We start from the raw sequence: 16,061 nt of genomic DNA on the forward strand, positions 1-16,061 counted from the left end.
CCCGGCGACAGGCCGCGCCGCCTCAGCCGCCCTTGACGCCGCCCGCCGTCAGCCCGGCGATGATCTGCTTCTGCGCCAGCAGCGTCAGCAGCAGCACCGGCAGCGTCACCAGCAGCGCGGCGGCGGCCAGCGGGCCCCAGGAGATCTGCTCGAAGGTCAGCATGTTGTTGACCGCGACCGGCAGGGTGCGTGTTTCGCGCCCCGCCAGCACCATGGCGAAGATGAAGTTGTTCCAGGAAAAGATGAAGGACAGGATCACCGCCACGGTGATGCCGGGCCGCGCCAGCGGAAAGGCGACATGGCGGAAGGCCTGCCAGATATTGGCGCCATCCACCAGCGCCGCCTCCTCCAGCTCGGCCGGCAGCCCCTCGAAGAAGCCGATCATCACCCAGACCACGATGGGCACGGTGATGACGAGATGCGTGACGATGATCGGCGTCAGCGTGCCGGTGAGGCCGAGCCACTGGAACAACAGGAACAGCGGGATCAGGTAGGACAGGCCTGGCGTGATGCGGGCGATCAGGATCAGCATCGCCGCGCGTGTCGCCCGCATCTTGGCGATGCCGTAGCCGGCCGGCACGCCGATCAGGATGGCGAGCCCGGTGGCGGTGAAGGACACCACCACGCTGTTCCAGGTGTAGAGCAGGAAGTCGTTGCGCTCGAACACCGCGATGAAATTGTCCCAGACCGGCGGGCTGGGGATGAAGACGGGCGGCCAGGCGGTGTTGTCCAGCTCGTTCTTCAGCGACAGCGACAGCATCCACAGGAACACGGTCGCCGCCGGCGAAACCAGCACCAGCACGGTCAGGGCGAAGCCGATCTTCTCCAGGGCGCGCATCATGGTCAGAGATCCTTGGCGCGGTTGCGCGCCCACAGCAGCACCCCGGCGAGCGAAACGATGATCAGGAAGAACACCACCACCACCGCGCTGGCATAGCCCATGTTGTAGTAGGCGAAGCCTTGCAGGTAGAGGAAGATGTTGATCGTCTCGGAGCTGGTGCCCGGCCCGCCCTGGGTGATGACGTAGATGGTGTCGAACGCCTTCAGCGCGTCGATGGTGCGGATGATCAGCGCCACCACCAGGAAGGGCATCAGCAACGGAAAGGTGATGTGGCGGAAGGCCTGCCAGGCATTGGCGCCGTCGATCTTCGCCGCCTCATACGGGTCCACCGGCAGGGAAGCGAGGCCGCCGAGGACGATCAGCATCACCAGCGGCGTCCAGTGCCACACCTCCACCATCACCAGCGTCGGGATCACGGTGTTCGCGTCGTAGATCCACATGGAGGGCGGCAGGCCGAACTGCGTCAGAAGCCAGTTCAGCACGCCGAGCTGAGGGTGGAACATCATGGTCCAGACCAGCGCCACCGCCACCGGCGTCGCCATCATCGGTAGGATGAACACGGTGCGCGCCAGGCCCCGCAGCGGGAAGTTGCGGGCGAAGACCAGCGCCGCGATCGTGCCCAGCACCATCGGCCCAATCACCGCCAGCGCGGTGAAATACAGGGTGCGCGCCATGGACCACAGGAAGCGGTCATCGGTGAACAGCTTGCGGTAATTGTCGAGGCCCACATAGCTGTGCCCGCCGCCGATCTTCCAGTCATGCGCGGACATGAACAGCGTGAACACCCATGGGAACAGGATCACGCTGAGCACGACGATGGCGGCCGGCACCACGAACCAGACATAGCGCCGGGCATAGTTGCGGCGCGGCCTGGCCGTGGCGGCCGTCGCGGGAAGCGTGGCGGCGCCGGACATCAGCTGGCCTTTTCCGATTGCTCCAGCACCGGTCGGAAGGCCTCGGTCGCGCGCTTCAGCTCGGTGGCCGCGTCGGCGCCGCCGATGCAGTTGGTGAGCGCCGTGCCGATGGTGTCGCGGAACTCCGTGACGGGAACGATCTCCGGCAGGCCCGGCCGGGCGATGCGGCCGCTTTCCACCAGGGTGGTGAAGAACTCGCGCGGGAAGCGGCTGGAGGCGATCGCCTCCTCGTTGCGGAACGGGCTGGTGCGGGCGGGCGCGCCGGCGCCCGAGGTCAGGTAGCGCAGCTGGTTCTGCTTGCCCGAGGCCCATTGCAGGTAATACCAGGCGGCCCCGCGCACCTTGCTCTGCTCGCTGATGCCGAAGGCGGTGCCGAACAGGCAGCAATGATGATGCGCCGGCCCCGCAGGCGAAACGGCATAGCCCACCTTGCCGGCGACGCGGGACCGCGCCTTGTCCTCCAGCGGCGCGGCGAAGCCCACGCCATCGATCCAGAAGGCGGCACGGCCCTGCATGAAGGTGGTCTGGCATTCGTTCCAGTTGAAGCCGACATTCCCCGGCGGGCCGCATTCGCGCATGATGCGCGCATAGGCCTCGGTCGCGGCGATGGCGTCGGGCGTGTCGGTCAGCAGCTTCATGTCCGGGCTGACCGAATCCCGCTGCTGCGTGCCGAGCAGGAAGGACGCCCAGAGCGTGACATTGGCATTGCGCAGCCCGCGCCCGACAAAGCCGTATTGCTGCTTCGCCGGGTCGGTCAGCGCCTTGGCCGCGGTGTACAGCTCGTCGAAGGTCTTCGGCACGGCGATGTTCTTCGCCGCCAGGAGTTCCTTGTTGTAGTAAAGGATGAAGTAGTCGGTGAATTCCGGCAGCGTGTCCATGCGGCCATCGGCCTGGGTGGAATATTCCACCGGCCCCGACCCATAATCGGCGAAGTCGAAGTCCGGCGCCGTCATGGTCGGGTCCTGCAGCAGCGGCCGGATGTCGGTGGTCCATTTGGCGCGGCCAACCTGGCGCTTGCTGACATGCAGGCTGATGCCGACCACGTCGAAGGAAGGCCGGCCGGAAGCGAACTCGATGGCGAATTTCTGCCGGTGCTGCTGCTCCGGGATGGCCTCGGCGCCGACGCGGATGCCGGTCAGCTCCTCGAATTCCTTCTGGTGCTGGATCAGCAGGGAGGAGCGCGGATTGGCGGTCAGGCTGGCCTCGACGCGCTGGCCCTTGAAGCGCTTCCAGTCGAAGGCCTGCTGGGCGCCGACGGATTCCACCAGGGCGGGGGCGGCCAGCAGGCCGGCGGCCCCGCGCAGCGCGACACGGCGCGTGAACTCGGACATCTTGAAACCCTCCCGTTTTCCCGGCTGCGCCGGTTGTTTGGCTCATGCTTTCATCGCCGCGCCCCGGATGGCAAGCCCCAACGGAAGCGGCTAGGAAAATGGGGAAGGAAGCAACCGGAGGACGCCGCATGACCAGCCTCGCCACCGCCCTGCCCGCCGATTGGCGGGATGGCCATTTCGCGCTGCGCGTCGAGGGCGCCGAAGGCCCGCAGGCCATCGCCCTGTCGCGCGGGGAGGCCTTCGACATGACGCCGGCCTTCGGCACCGTCAGCGCCTGGCTGAACGCGCCCGATCCGGTCGGCGCCATCGCCGCGCGCGGCGTCAGGCTTTCGCTGGACCTCGGCGCCGCCCGGCCGCTGGCGCCCTTTGACCTGCAGGCGCTGAAGGCCTGCGGCGTCACCTATGCCCGGTCCATGCTGGAGCGCGTGATCGAGGAACGCTGCCGCGGCGACGCCCGGCAGGCGGAAAGCATCCGCGCCGAGATCCGCGGCATCATCGGCGAGGACCTGGCCAGCCTGGTGCCCGGCAGCGCCGAGGCCATGGCGCTGAAGCGCAACCTCGTGGAGCGCGGCTGGTGGAGCCAGTACCTCGAGGTGGGCATCGGCCCCGATGCCGAGGTGTTCACCAAGGGCCAGCCGCTGTCCGCCGTCGGCATCGGCGCGAAGATCGGCATCCATCCCGGCTCCGCCTGGAACAATCCGGAGCCGGAGGTGGTGCTGGCGGTGAATGCGCGCGGCGACATCCTGGGCGCGACGCTGGGCAATGACGTCAACCTGCGCGACGTGGAGGGGCGCTCGGCGCTGCTTCTGGGCAAGGCCAAGGACAACAACGCCGCCTGCGCCCTCGGCCCCGCCATCCGCCTGTTCGACGAAGGCTTCACGCTGGAGGACATCCGCCAGGCCGAGATCACGCTCGCCATCACCGGCAAGGACGGCTTCAGCCTGGAGGAATCCGGCGCGGTCGGCATCATCTCCCGCGATCCGACGGATCTGGTGGCGCAGATGATCAACCCGCACCACCAATACCCGGATGGCGCGGCGCTGTTCCTGGGCACGCCCTTCTCCCCCTCCAAGGACCGTGACGCGGCGGGAATGGGCTTCACCCACCATGTCGGCGACACGGTGCGCATCGCCAGCCCGCGCCTCGGCGTGCTGGAGAACGTGACCGACCGCACCGATGCCTGCCCGCCCTGGCGCTTCGGCATCGGCGCGCTGATGCAGAACCTGGCGAAGCGGGGGCTGCCCAAGGCATGAACCCCGGGGGCATGAACGAGGAGACCGGGCGGCTCGACCGTGGCAACGGCATCGGGCTGGCCTGGGCGCGGCTGCCCGGGACCGGCCCCGGCGTGGTGTTCCTGGGCGGCTTCCGCTCCGACATGGAGGGCACCAAGGCGATCGCGCTGCGCGACTGGTGCGCGGCGCAGGGCCAGGCCTTCCTGCGCTTCGATTATGCGGGCCACGGCACCAGCGGCGGCCGCTTCGAGGATGGCGCGATCGGCGACTGGGCGGAGGACGCCGCCGCCCTGGTGGAGCGGCTGACGGAGGGGCCGCAGGTGCTGGTCGGCTCCTCCATGGGCGGCTGGATCGCGCTGCTGCTGGCCCGCCGCATGCCGGAGCGCGTCCACGCCCTGGTCGGCATCGCCGCCGCGCCGGACTTCACCGAGAAGCTGATGTGGCCGGGCTTCACGCCCGAGCACCGGGCCATTCTGGAGCGCGACGGCGTGCTGATGGCGCCGAGCCCCTATGGCCCGCCCGTGCCGCTGACCCGCCGGCTGATCGAGGAAGGCCGCAACCACCTGCTGCTGGACGCGCCCATCCCGCTCGACCGGCCGGTGCGGCTGTTGCAGGGCATGCGGGATGCCGAGGTGCCGTGGCATTTCGCGCCCGACATCGCCGCCCGCGTGACCTCGGAGGATGTGCGGGTCATCCTGGTCAAGGATGGCGACCACCGCCTGTCCCGCCCGCAGGACCTGGCCTTGATCGAGGCGGCGGTGGCGGAGGTGTCGGGCCCGCCTTCCGGCGGCGATGGATAAGGGCGAAGGGGCCGCTGGCCGGAAGGCCCCGATCGCCCAGCCTACCAGCCTTTTTGGCGAAACCCGGCTGGACCGTGTGCTGGGGTGGGGCGGCGTGGCCTTTTACGTGATCGCGCCCATCTTGATCGGCCTTGTCGTCCTGCGCGAGTTCCGGCCGCCAAGCGCTCATGTCGAGATCGCATGGGGCTCCGCCATCCACTCCGTGACAATCGACACCCGCCGCGCCGGGCATGGCGGCACGCCGCAGCCAGGCCTGATCCTGTGTGACAGGGAGCGCAAGCTGGTCATTTCCCGGATCACGCCCGCCATGGCACAGGCAGCTGCGCAATGCTCCGGCCCATCGATCGTCTTCAGTCAGGGCGGCTTTTTCCGCAACGCCCGCTTGCGCGCCCTGTCCTGCGAAGGCACTGGGATGCTCCGCACGCGCCACGGGATCGTCACCGCGTGGGAGATCGGCAGCGACCAGCCGAGAATCATCGCCCCTGACGGGGAGGCCTCCGTTTCCTCCGCCGCCATCTGCCACTGAAGCGGCCGGCAGCGACCCTCCCTTCCGGGATGCACCGCCGCGCGCCGGAGTGTTACCCCGTGATGCCGATCTGCCAGGGCGCGAATTCGTGCTTGCCGACGCCCAGGTCCTCGCTCTTGGTCCGCTCGCCGGACGCGACGCGCAGGATGTGCTCGAAGATCGCCTGGCCCATCTCCTGCAGGCTTTTCGTGCCGTCCAGCACCTCGCCGCAATTGATGTCCATGTCCTCCTCCAGCCGGCGGAACATCGGCGTGTTGGTGGCCAGCTTCACCGAGGGCGCCGGGCGGCAGCCGAACATGGAGCCGCGCCCGGTGGTGAAGCAGATCACGTTGGCGCCGCCCGCCACCTGACCGGTGGCCGAGACTGGGTCGAAGCCGGGGCTGTCCATGAACACGAAGCCGGATTTCGTCACCGGCTCGGCGTATTTGTACACCTCCACCAGCGGCCCGGTGCCGCCCTTCATGGAGGAGCCGAGCGACTTCTCGAAGATGTTGGCCAGCCCGCCGGCCTGGTTGCCGGGGCTGACCACGCCGTTGATCTGCGTGTCGCGGCCGATGGCGTATTCGTCCTTCCACCAGCGGATGCGCTCGATCAGCTTCTCACCGACCTCCCGGCTGGCGGCGCGGCGCGTCAGCGTGTGCTCGACGCCATAGATCTCGGGCGTTTCCGACAGGATGGCGGTGCCGCCATGCCGGGTCAGGATGTCCATGGCGTGCCCCAGCGCCGGGTTCGCCGTAATCGAGGAGAACCCGTCCGACCCGCCGCATTGCAGCCCGACCATGATGTGGCTGGCCGGCACGGTCTGGCGCTGGACGTTGTTGGCCTCGGCCAGCATCTCGCGCACGGCGGCGATGCCGGTTTCGATGCTTTTGCGGGTGCCGCCGGTGTCCTGCATTGTGAAGTGGCGCAGCTTCGGCCCGGCCGAGAGCCCGTGTTCCCGCATCAGCCCGTCGATCTGGTTGCGCTCGCAGCCCAGGCCGATCACCAGCACGGCGGCGACATTGGGGTGGCGGATATAGCCGGCCAGCGTCCGGCGCAGCAGCTGCATCGGCTCGCCCGACAATTCCATGCCGCAGCCGGTCTGGTGGGTGAAGGCGGCCACGCCATCCACGTTCGGGAATTCCGCCAGCCGCTCCGCCGTGAAATGGTCGGAGATGGCCTGCACCACGGTGGCGGAGCAGTTCACTGTGGACACGATGCCGATATAGTTGCGCGTGCCGACCCGCCCATCCTCCCGGACGATGCCCTGGAAGGTCGCGCGCTCGGCTTCCGGCACCATCTCCAGCGGCTGGTAGTCGGCGCCGATGGCGTAGTCGCGGTCAAACTCGGTGAAGGCGATGTTGTGGCCGTGCAGCATGGTGCCGGCCGGCATGTCCTCGGCGGCGAAGCCGATGGTGACATTGTACTTCAGGATCGGCTCGCCCTTGCGCAGGTGCCGCGTGGCGATCTTGTAGCCGGCCTGGACCGGCTCGCGCGCCAGGACGTTCTCGCCGGGGATGGAGGTGCCGGCTTCCACCGGAATGCGCGCCACCACGACATTGTCGTTCGGGTGCAGGCGGATCACCGGGCCGTTCAGGCGCTTGGCGGACAGATCGATCACGGACATGGGCGGGACGTCCCTCTTATTCATCTTGTTTTCTGGCGGGCCGGGATGCGGGTCCCGGCCCCGGTCACGGGCTCAGGCGGTCATGGACTCAGGCGGCCAGGGGGGCCGGCAGCTCCACGGAATATTGCGCGGCGATCGGGCGCAGCGCCTCCAGGATGCCGGGCGCCAGCTCGACACCCTGCGCCAGCGCCGCCTCGCGCAGCTTCAGCCCCTTCTGGCCGGGCAGGCGCACCGGCGGCATGCCGGGGCGCGGCGCCGCGGCGCGGCAGGCGGCGGCGGTGTGGCCGGTCTGCCGGGTAAAGGCATCGAGGCCGGAAAACGCCGCGGGGTCGATCACCTGCAGGAACACGCTGGCCATCATGCCGCTCGGCTTGTCGATGCGGCCATAACCGGACAGGCCCTGGGTCAGCGCCTCGGTCACCAGCGCCCAGCCATAGCCCTTCTGGCCGTGGTCGAGCCCGCCCGCCGGCAGGATGGTGCCACCCTGCTTGATGGCGTTGGGATCGTCCGTGGGGTTGCCCTCGGCATCCAGCAGCCACTTCTCGGGGAAGCGCTCGCCGCGCCCGGCCAGGCGCAGGCTCATGTTGTTGGTGGTGATGGAGGCGCTGATGTCGGTGACCACCGGCGTCCCGTCCGTCGGGTAGCCGGCGGCGAAGGGATTGGGGGAATACACCCCCTGCTTCGCGCCGAACGGCGCCACGCTGGCCGTGCCGGGCGCGGAGGAGAACAACAGGCAGACCAGTCCGCGCTCGGCGGCACGCGCCGGATACACGGCAAGGCAGCCGATATGCTGCGACCGCGCGATGGCGACCGAGCAGGTGCCGTATTGCTTCGCCCGCTCGGCGGCGAGGTCCAGCGCCTTCACCGTCAGCCAGCCGCCCGGCAGGGCGCGCCCATCCCAGGTGAGGGCGGCGCCATGGTCGGACAGCACCTCCGGATCGCCCGACAGGCGCATGTTCCCAGCGGCGATCTCCTCCATGTATTTCGGCATCAGCCCGAGGCCGTGGGTCACATGGCCCATCAGGTCGGACTCGACCAGCACCTCGGCCATGACGCGGGCCTTGTCGGCCTCGACGCCGGCGGCGGCAAAAATGCCGGCGGTGGCCGTCACCAGCGCGGCGGCCTCGAAGCGCGGCGCGGCGCTCATGCCGCCTGTCCGGCCACGCCGGCGGCGCGGTTCAATCCCTTGTCCATTCCCGGACCCTTCGCAGTTTCATCCCAATCATCGGATGATCGCATGAGGACCGGGGGGGCCGCAACGCGGGGCGGTGCGGGTTCAGCCATGATTCCCGTCATGCCGGGCGCGGCTGTCGGCCGGCGCTTCCGCCCGCTCCTCCAGCCCGTAGTCGCGCAGCACGGCGGCGACCCGTAGCCGGTAGAAGGACAGCACCCCGTCCCGCCCTTCCGCCTGCGCTTCCCGGTGGTGGATGCGGTTGCGCCAGGCGGCCACCGCCGCCTCGTCCCGCCAGAAGGACACGGAAAGCAGCTTGTCGGGATCGGACAGGCTGCGGAAGCGCTCGATGGAGATGAAGCCGTCCATCTCGTCCAGCTCCGGCCGCAGGGCGGCGGCGAGGTCGAGATAGCGCGCCTCCCGCCCCGGCGCCGGCTTCAGTTCAAAGATCACCGCGATCATGGATGGTTCCTTCCCTCCTGCGTCGTCATGGCCGGCCCGGGCGGGCAACGCTTTCCGCCCAGCGAAGGCGCCTTGGCATGATAAGCCACGCCGGCGGCGGCGGCCCATTCCGGCCAGGGGTTCATGCCATCCCGCCCGGCGCCGATGTCGCGGCGCCGGCCGAAGCCTCAGCCGAACACCTCGGCCCAGGCCGCCTTCAGCGCCGAATCCACCTCCTCCATGGTGGGCGTCAGGCCCAGCGCCCACAGGCTGGTGACGCCATGCTGGCGGATGCCGCAGGGCACGATGCCGCCGAAATGCGTCAGGTCCGGCTCCACATTCATCGCGATGCCGTGCCAGCTCACCCAGCGCGTCACGCGCACCCCGATGGCGGCGATCTTGTTTTCCCGCCCGCCGCCCTCGTCGACCCAGATGCCGACCCGCCCTTCGCGCCGCTCGCCCTTCACGTTGAAGCGGTCCAGCGCCCGGATGATCCATTCCTCCAGCCCGTGGACATAGGCGCGGATGTCGCGCGGCGGCACGGTGCCATGCGGCCTTTCGAGGTCCAGCATCACATAGGCGGTGCGCTGGCCGGGGCCGTGATAGGTCCATTGCCCGCCGCGCCCGGCCTCGAACACCGGGAAGCGCGGGTCCAGCAGCCCCTCGGGCGTGGAGGAGGTGCCGGCGGTGTAGGTGGGCGGGTGCTCCACCAGCCAGACCCGCTCGGCCGCGCCTTCCTTGCGGATGGCGGCGGCATGGGCGCGCATCGCCTCCAGCGCCACGGGATAATCGGTGAAGCCGTCCGCGACCCGCCATTCGGGCCGGGGGCAGGCTGGCGCGGAAGCGGATGGAGAAATATCCGCGACGGTTGCGGTGGAGGGAGTTGTTGTTTCCATGATCATCGGTTATACGCCCGGCCCTGCCTGTTATTGAACTATGCGGCCATGGCGGAATGGTAGACGCGCCAGCTTGAGGTGCTGGTGGGGGCAACCCCGTGGAAGTTCGAATCTTCTTGGCCGCATTTATCCCCTAATCGCCCCGCTTGCCATCCGGTCCCAGGTCCCTTGCGGCCCGTCGCCGGCTCCGTCATCGTCCGGGGCTCGGAGGTGCCGATGGACGAGGATTTTCGCAAGGCCGCGCTGGATTACCACCGGCTGCCCCGCCCGGGAAAACTGAGCGTCGAGCCGACCAAGCGCATGGCGACGCAGCGTGACCTCGCGCTGGCCTATTCCCCCGGCGTCGCCGCCGCCTGCGAAGCCATCGCCGCCGACCCGGCCTGCGCGCATGAGATGACCGCCCGCGGCAACATGGTCGCGGTGATCACCAACGGCACCGCCGTGCTCGGCCTCGGCGCCATCGGCGCCCTGGCCTCGAAGCCGGTGATGGAAGGCAAGGCGGTTCTTTTCAAGAAGTTCGCCGGCATCGACTCCATCGACCTGGAGGTGGACGAGCTCGACCCGCAGAAATTCATCGAGGCGGTCGCGGTGCTGGAGCCCTCCTTCGGCGCCATCAACCTCGAGGACATCAAAGCCCCCGAATGCTTCGAGATCGAGCGAGCGCTGCGGGAGCGGATGAAGATCCCGGTTTTCCACGACGACCAGCACGGCACCGCCATCATTGTCGCCGCCGCCGTGCGCAACGGGCTGCTGCTGCAGGGCAAGAGCCTCGCCGAGGCGAAGATCGTCACCTCCGGCGGCGGCGCCGCGGCGCTGGCCTGCCTCGACCTGCTGGTGGCGATGGGCGCCAGCCGCGACAACATCACCGTCACCGACATCAAGGGCGTGGTTCATGTCGGCCGCAACGAGCTGATGGACCCCTACAAGGACCGCTACGCCCGCGAAACCGATGAGCGGACCCTGGAGCAGGCGCTGGCCGGCGCCGATGTGTTCCTGGGCCTGTCGGCGCCGCGTGTGCTGCGGCCGGAATGGCTGCCCAAGCTGGCCCCCCGCCCGCTGGTGCTGGCGCTGGCCAACCCCGAACCGGAAATCCTGCCCGAGGCGGTGCGCGCCGCGCGCCCCGACGCCATCGTGGCGACCGGCCGGTCGGACTACCCGAACCAGGTCAACAACGTCCTCTGCTTCCCCTTCATCTTCCGCGGCGCGCTGGATGCCGGGGCCACCACCATCAACGAGGCGATGAAGGTGGCCGCCGTGGAGGCCATCGCCCGCCTCGCCCGGATCGAGGCGTCGGAGGTGGTGGCGGCGGCCTATGGCGGCAACGCGCCGGTGTTCGGCCCGCAATACATCATCCCCAAGCCCTTCGACCCCCGGCTGATCCTGGAGATCGCGCCCGCCGTGGCCCGCGCGGCGATGGACAGCGGCGTGGCGACGCGCCCGATCGCCGATTTCGCCGCCTACAAGGAAACGCTGGAGCGCTTCGTCTACCGCTCGGGCGACCTGATGCGGCCGGTGATCTTCGCCGCCCGCAAGCAGCCCAAGCGCATCGCCTATTCCGAGGGCGAGGATGAGCGCGTGCTGCGCGCCGTGCAGACCGTGCTGGATGACGGTCTCGCCGAGCCGGTGCTGGTGGGCCGCCGCGCCGTGATCGAGGCCAAGGTCCGTGCCATGGGCCTGCGCATGGATCTCGACGAAAGCGTGCGGGTGCTCGACCCGGCGGAGGACGACGCGGTGTTCGGCCCGCTGGTGGATGTGTACCGCGCCAAGGTCGCGCGCCGCGGCGTGCCGGCCGATAGCTGCGAGCGCGTGGTCCGCACCCGCCCCGCCACCGCCACCGCCCTGCTGCTGGAGACCGGGCAGGTGGATGCCGCGCTGGTTGGCGGCCAGGGCGAATGGATGCGGCAATGGCACCAGGCCTTCGACGTGATCGGCAAGCGCGACGATGTCAGCCGCGTTTACGCCATGACCGGCGTGATCCTGCCCGCCGGTACGCTGTTCTTCGTGGACACCCACCTGCTGGTGGAGCCCACCGCCTCCCAGGTGGCTGAGATGACGCTGCTCGCCGCCGAGCAGGTGCGTGCCTTCGGCCTGCATCCCAAGGCGGCGCTGCTGTCGCATTCCTCCTTCGGCGCCAGCAACGCGCCTTCCGCCCGCAAGATGCGGGAGGCGCTGGCGCTGATCAAAGCCCAGGCCCCCGACCTTGAGGTGGATGGCGAGATGCACGCCGATGCCGCCCTGGTGCAGGCGATCCGCGAAAAGGCGGTGAGCGACAGTCCGCTGACCGAGGCCGCCAACCTGCTGGTGCTGCCCAACCTCGATTCCGCCAACATCGCCTACAACCTGGTGAAGGCGGCGGCGGACGGGCTGCAGATCGGCCCGATGCTGCTCGGCATGCGCAAGCCGGTGCATGTGCTGGTACCCAGCGTCACGGCGCGCGGCATCGCCAACCTCACGGCGGTGGCCACCACCCAGGCCTGAGGCCGCGCCGGCGCCCTGCCCCGCCGGCCGGAAGGCCTTGACGCCAGCCAAAGCCCTGGTGGCGGGCAAAGCCCCTGGCGGCGGGCACGGCGCGGCGCCATGTTTCCCGCATGGCCCAGCTTCCCGCCCGCCCGGCCTCCGGCGCCGTGGCAACCTTTCTCGACCAGCTCGGCAGGATGCCGGCCGTGCATGCCGGCACGCGGCGGCTGGCGCGGCTGGTCTTCGCCATCGACGCCACCGCCAGCCGGCAGCCCAGCTGGGACCGCGCCTGCCACCTCCAGGCCGAGATGTTCACCGCCGCCGCCGCGCATGGCGGCCTGGCCATCCAGCTGGCCTATTACCGCGGCCATGGCGAGTTCGCGGCCACCCCCTTCCTGACCGATGGCGGCGACCTGAAGCGGCGCATGACCGGCCTCGCCTGCCTCGGCGGCCGGACCCAGATCGGCAAGGTGCTGTCGCATGCCTTGCGCGAAACCGCGCGGGATCGCGTCGCCGCCCTGGTGTTCGTGGGCGACGCGGTGGAGGAGCCGCCCGATCCGCTCTGCCACAGCGCCGGCGAGCTGGGGCTGCGCGGCACCCCGGTCTTCGCCTTCCAGGAAGGCCATGACGCAACGGCGCGGGAGGTTCTGCGGCAGGTGGCGAAGCTGTCGGGCGGCGCGCATCACGCGCTGGATGAGGGCAGCGCCGGCACCTTGCGCGACCTGCTGCGGGCCGTGGCGGTGTATGCGGCCGGCGGCCATGCGGCGCTGTCCCGCCTGCCCGGCGCCGCGGCGCGCGGGCTGGTGGCGCAGCTGCCCCCGCCCGGGAGGAGCTGAGCGCGATGCCATGGCTGCTCGGCGCGTTGGGGCTGTTGCTGCTTCTGGGGCTGCTGCTGCGCGGCTTCCTGCTGGCCTCCCCGGGGCAGATCCGGCGCGCCGGGGTGTGGCTGCTGGCCGGCATCGGCGCCGGGGCCTTTGTTGTGCTGCTGGTGACCGGCCGCATCGCGCAGGCCCTGCCGATGCTGCTGGCGGTGGCGCCGCTCGGCTGGCGGTTGTGGCGCCATTGGCGGGATGCCGGGCGCTTCGCCGCCCCTGGCACAACGGAAAGCCAAGTGGAAACGGCGACGCTGGCGATGCGGCTCGACCATGGCACGGGGCTGTTCTCGGGCCGGGTGAAGCGCGGCGGCTTCGCCGGGCGGGAACTGGGCGAGTTGAGCTTGCATGACATCCTGGCGCTGCTGGCCGATTGCGCCGCCCATGACGCCGAAAGCGTGCCGCTGCTGGAGGCTTGGCTGGACCGGGCCCGGCCCAACTGGCGCGCCGCCGCGGCCCCGCCGGAGGGGCCGGCCATGGATCACGGGGCCGCCCTCGCGGTCCTGGGCCTGGGCGAAGGCGCGGGCGAGGAGGAGATCCGCGCCGCCCACCGAAGGTTGATGCGCCAGGCGCATCCCGATCGTGGCGGCAGCCCCAATGAAGCCGCGCGGTTGAACGCGGCGCGTGATATGCTCCTCGCGCGCAAGAAACCGCCCCGCTGACGCCGGCGAATTGCCGATTTCCGGTGTGCGTGGCAATTCTTGAAAGGGCCGGCCTTACTTCTGCCGCGTCTCTGCGTTCCCATGCGCGTATTGCCGATCATCGTGTCTTCGGAGGACTAGCCGCGTGACCAAACCCCTGAAGAAAGCCGTTCTTCCCGTCGCCGGGCTGGGCACGCGCTTCCTGCCGGCCACCAAGGCTTTGGCCAAGGAGATGCTGCCGGTGGTTGACAAGCCACTGATCCAATACGCGGTGGAGGAAGCGCGGGCCGCCGGCATCGACCAGTTCTGCTTTGTCACCGGCCGCGGCAAGACGGCCATCGTCGAGCATTTCGACGTGGCCTATGAGCTGGAGCGCACCCTGCAGGAGCGCGGCAAGGAAGACATCCTGGCCGAGCTGCGCGCCCAGTCGCAGTTGCCCGGCTCGATCACCACCGTGCGCCAGCAGGTGCCGATGGGCCTTGGCCACGCCATCTGGTGCGCCCGCTCCTTTATCGGCGACGACCCCTTCGCCATCCTGCTGCCGGACGACCTGATGCTGTGCAAGACCGCCTGCACGCAGCAGCTGGCCGAGGCCTATTACGAGACCGGCGGCAACGTCGTGGCCATCGAGGAAGTGCCGATGGAGCGCGTCAACAAGTATGGCGTGCTGGACGTGGCCGAGGACAAGGGCAAGCTGGTTTCCGTCAAGGGCCTGGTGGAGAAGCCGAAGCCGGAGGACGCCCCCTCCAACCTCACCGTGATCGGCCGCTATGTGCTGATGCCCGAGGTGCTGGCCTATCTCGCCAAGATGGAGAAGGGTGCCGGCGGCGAGGTGCAGCTGACCGACGCGATGGCCAAGCTGATCGGCACCCAGCCCTTCCATGGCCTGCGCTATGAGGGCCGCCGCTTCGATTGCGGCGACAAGGTCGGCTACCTGGAGGCGCAGATCGCCTTTGCCCTGCAGCGGCCCGACATCGCCCAGGCCGTGCACGACTTCCTGCCGAAATACGTCTGAGGCCGCGCCATGCGGATCGCCATGATCGGGGCGGGCTATGTTGGCCTTGTCTCGGGTGCGTGCTTTGCCGAGTTCGGCGTCGATGTGTGCATCGTCGACACCGACGCGGACAAGGTCGAGGCGCTGCGCCAGGGCCGCATCCCGATCTATGAGCCGGGCCTCGACCGGCTGGTGGCGGACAACGCCGCCGATGGCCGGCTGAGCTTCACCACCGACCTGCGGGAAGCGCTGCACGGCGCCGAGGCGGTGTTCCTGGCCGTCGGCACGCCGACCCGCCGCGGCGACGGCCATGCCGACCTCACCTATGTCTTCGCCGCCGCAGAGCAGGTGGCCAGGGCGGCCGAGGGCCCTCTGGTGCTGGTCACCAAATCCACCGTGCCGGTGGGCACGGGGCGGCGGGTCAGGGAGATCGTCCAGGCCGCCCGGCCGGACCTTGAGATCGACGTCGCCTCCAACCCGGAATTCCTGCGCGAGGGCAACGCCATCGGCGACTTCATGCGGCCCGACCGCGTGGTGATCGGCGTCGAGAGCGAGCGCGCGGCCAAGGTGCTGAAGCGGCTCTACCGCCCGCTCTACCTGATCGAGACGCCGGTAGTGCAAACCTCGATCGAAACGGCCGAGCTGATCAAATACGCCGCCAACGCCTTCCTGGCGGTGAAGATCACCTTCATCAACCAGATGGCCGATATCTGCGAGAAGGCCGGCGCCAACGTGCATGACGTGGCGCGCGGCATGGGCCTCGACGGGCGTATCGGCCGCAAGTTCCTCCATGCCGGGCCGGGCTATGGCGGCTCCTGCTTCCCCAAGGACACGCTGGCGCTCGCCCGCACCGCGCAGGAGCTGGGCGCGCCGGCCACCATTGTCGAGCAGACCATCGCCGCCAACGAGGCCCGCAAGGCGCAGATGGCCGAGCGCGTGATCGCCGCCTGCGGCGGCAGCGTGCAGGGCAAGCGCATCGCGGTGCTGGGCGTCACCTTCAAGCCGGAAACCGACGACATGCGCGACGCGCCGTCGCTGGTGATCCTGCCGGCGCTGGTGGCGGCCGGCGCCTCCGTCACCGCCTATGACCCGCAGCCGGCGCATGCGCGGCAGGCCCTTCCAGCCGCCGTGGAATTCGCCTCCTCGGCGATGGACGCGGCGCGGGGCGCCGATGCGCTGGTGGTGCTGACGGAATGGAACGAGTTCCGCGCCATCGCACCCCGCAAGCTCAAGGCCGCCCTGGCCGGCCGCGTCATCTGCGACCTGCGCAATGTCTGGGACCCCGTCGCCATGCGCGAGGCCGGGCTTGATTATTCCTCCATCGGCCGTCCGTAAAAGG

15 protein-coding genes and 1 tRNA gene are annotated in these 16,061 nt (G+C 69.6%); 9 read left to right on the forward strand and 7 right to left on the reverse strand.

The genetic code is table 11. The annotated features are described in order from the left end of the window. Window positions 1-22: 22 nt before the first annotated feature. Genes F0Q34_RS11380 through F0Q34_RS11390 form a run of 3 tightly spaced genes read right to left on the reverse strand, consistent with a single transcriptional unit; the run spans window position 23 to window position 3,086 of the window. Window positions 23-841 (reverse strand): carbohydrate ABC transporter permease, encoded by an 819-nt coding sequence (locus F0Q34_RS11380; RefSeq protein WP_149812337.1) that lies wholly within the window; start codon window positions 839-841, stop codon window positions 23-25. A gap of 2 nt (window positions 842-843) precedes the next feature. Beyond that, on the reverse strand, window positions 844-1,755 hold the full coding sequence (locus F0Q34_RS11385) for a carbohydrate ABC transporter permease (RefSeq protein ID WP_149812338.1): 912 nt from the start codon (window positions 1,753-1,755) through the stop codon (window positions 844-846). Continuing rightward, window positions 1,755-3,086, reverse strand: coding sequence for an extracellular solute-binding protein (locus F0Q34_RS11390; RefSeq protein WP_149812339.1), 1,332 nt, complete (start codon window positions 3,084-3,086; stop codon window positions 1,755-1,757). Before F0Q34_RS11390 ends, F0Q34_RS11385 begins: the two co-directional genes overlap by 1 nt. A 128-nt stretch (window positions 3,087-3,214) precedes the next feature. Here F0Q34_RS11390 and F0Q34_RS11395 point away from each other — a divergent pair, with 128 nt between their 5' ends. The 3 genes from F0Q34_RS11395 to F0Q34_RS11405 are packed head-to-tail and all read left to right on the forward strand — an operon-like array spanning window position 3,215 to window position 5,644. Continuing rightward, window positions 3,215-4,339, forward strand: a complete 1,125-nt coding sequence (locus F0Q34_RS11395; protein ID WP_149812340.1) for a fumarylacetoacetate hydrolase family protein — start codon at window positions 3,215-3,217, stop codon at window positions 4,337-4,339. An 11-nt stretch (window positions 4,340-4,350) separates the two neighbouring features. Next, entirely contained in the window at window positions 4,351-5,118 is a 768-nt protein-coding gene (locus F0Q34_RS11400) for an alpha/beta hydrolase (RefSeq protein ID WP_149812341.1), read from the forward strand. Then, window positions 5,111-5,644, forward strand: a complete 534-nt coding sequence (locus tag F0Q34_RS11405) for a hypothetical protein (protein WP_149812342.1) — start codon at window positions 5,111-5,113, stop codon at window positions 5,642-5,644. Before F0Q34_RS11400 ends, F0Q34_RS11405 begins: the two co-directional genes overlap by 8 nt. Before the next feature lie 52 nt (window positions 5,645-5,696). On the opposite strand, the gene F0Q34_RS11410 is transcribed toward F0Q34_RS11405, so the two are convergent. The 4 genes from F0Q34_RS11410 to lipB all read right to left on the reverse strand — a co-directional run bounded on the left by F0Q34_RS11410 (window position 5,697) and on the right by lipB (window position 9,764). Beyond that, window positions 5,697-7,250 (reverse strand): UxaA family hydrolase, encoded by a 1,554-nt coding sequence (locus F0Q34_RS11410; protein ID WP_206667997.1) that lies wholly within the window; start codon window positions 7,248-7,250, stop codon window positions 5,697-5,699. Window positions 7,251-7,338: 88 nt separating this feature from the next. Next, entirely contained in the window at window positions 7,339-8,397 is a 1,059-nt protein-coding gene (locus F0Q34_RS11415; RefSeq protein WP_149812343.1) for an Ldh family oxidoreductase, read from the reverse strand. A 129-nt stretch (window positions 8,398-8,526) separates the two neighbouring features. After that, on the reverse strand, window positions 8,527-8,883 hold the full coding sequence (locus F0Q34_RS11420; RefSeq protein WP_149812344.1) for an antibiotic biosynthesis monooxygenase family protein: 357 nt from the start codon (window positions 8,881-8,883) through the stop codon (window positions 8,527-8,529). Between the two features lie 167 nt (window positions 8,884-9,050). After that, window positions 9,051-9,764: a lipoyl(octanoyl) transferase LipB gene (gene lipB, locus F0Q34_RS11425; RefSeq protein WP_370751215.1), complete on the reverse strand. Its 714-nt coding sequence runs from the start codon at window positions 9,762-9,764 to the stop codon at window positions 9,051-9,053. A 36-nt stretch (window positions 9,765-9,800) separates the two neighbouring features. Here lipB and F0Q34_RS11430 point away from each other — a divergent pair. The 6 genes from F0Q34_RS11430 (at window position 9,801) to F0Q34_RS11455 (ending at window position 16,057) form a co-directional block, all read left to right on the forward strand. Continuing rightward, window positions 9,801-9,883 (forward strand) — tRNA-Leu (locus F0Q34_RS11430). A gap of 91 nt (window positions 9,884-9,974) precedes the next feature. After that, a complete protein-coding gene (locus tag F0Q34_RS11435) occupies window positions 9,975-12,236 on the forward strand; it encodes an NADP-dependent malic enzyme (protein ID WP_149812345.1) in 2,262 nt (753 codons plus the stop codon). A 110-nt stretch (window positions 12,237-12,346) separates the two neighbouring features. Then, complete coding sequence (locus tag F0Q34_RS11440) at window positions 12,347-13,051, forward strand: vWA domain-containing protein (RefSeq protein ID WP_149812346.1); 705 nt, start codon at window positions 12,347-12,349, stop codon at window positions 13,049-13,051. 5 nt (window positions 13,052-13,056) lie between these two features. Next, the gene (locus F0Q34_RS11445; RefSeq protein ID WP_149812347.1) at window positions 13,057-13,749 is read left to right on the forward strand and encodes a J domain-containing protein; all 693 of its coding nucleotides are present in this window, start codon (window positions 13,057-13,059) and stop codon (window positions 13,747-13,749) included. A 124-nt stretch (window positions 13,750-13,873) separates the two neighbouring features. Continuing rightward, window positions 13,874-14,743, forward strand: coding sequence for a UTP--glucose-1-phosphate uridylyltransferase GalU (gene galU / locus F0Q34_RS11450; RefSeq protein WP_149812348.1), 870 nt, complete (start codon window positions 13,874-13,876; stop codon window positions 14,741-14,743). 9 nt (window positions 14,744-14,752) lie between these two features. Further along, window positions 14,753-16,057, forward strand: coding sequence for a UDP-glucose dehydrogenase family protein (locus F0Q34_RS11455; protein WP_149812349.1), 1,305 nt, complete (start codon window positions 14,753-14,755; stop codon window positions 16,055-16,057). Window positions 16,058-16,061: the final 4 nt, after the last annotated feature.

It is taken from the genome of Teichococcus oryzae, assembly GCF_008386565.1.
GTDB lineage: Bacteria > Pseudomonadota > Alphaproteobacteria > Acetobacterales > Acetobacteraceae > Pseudoroseomonas > Pseudoroseomonas oryzae.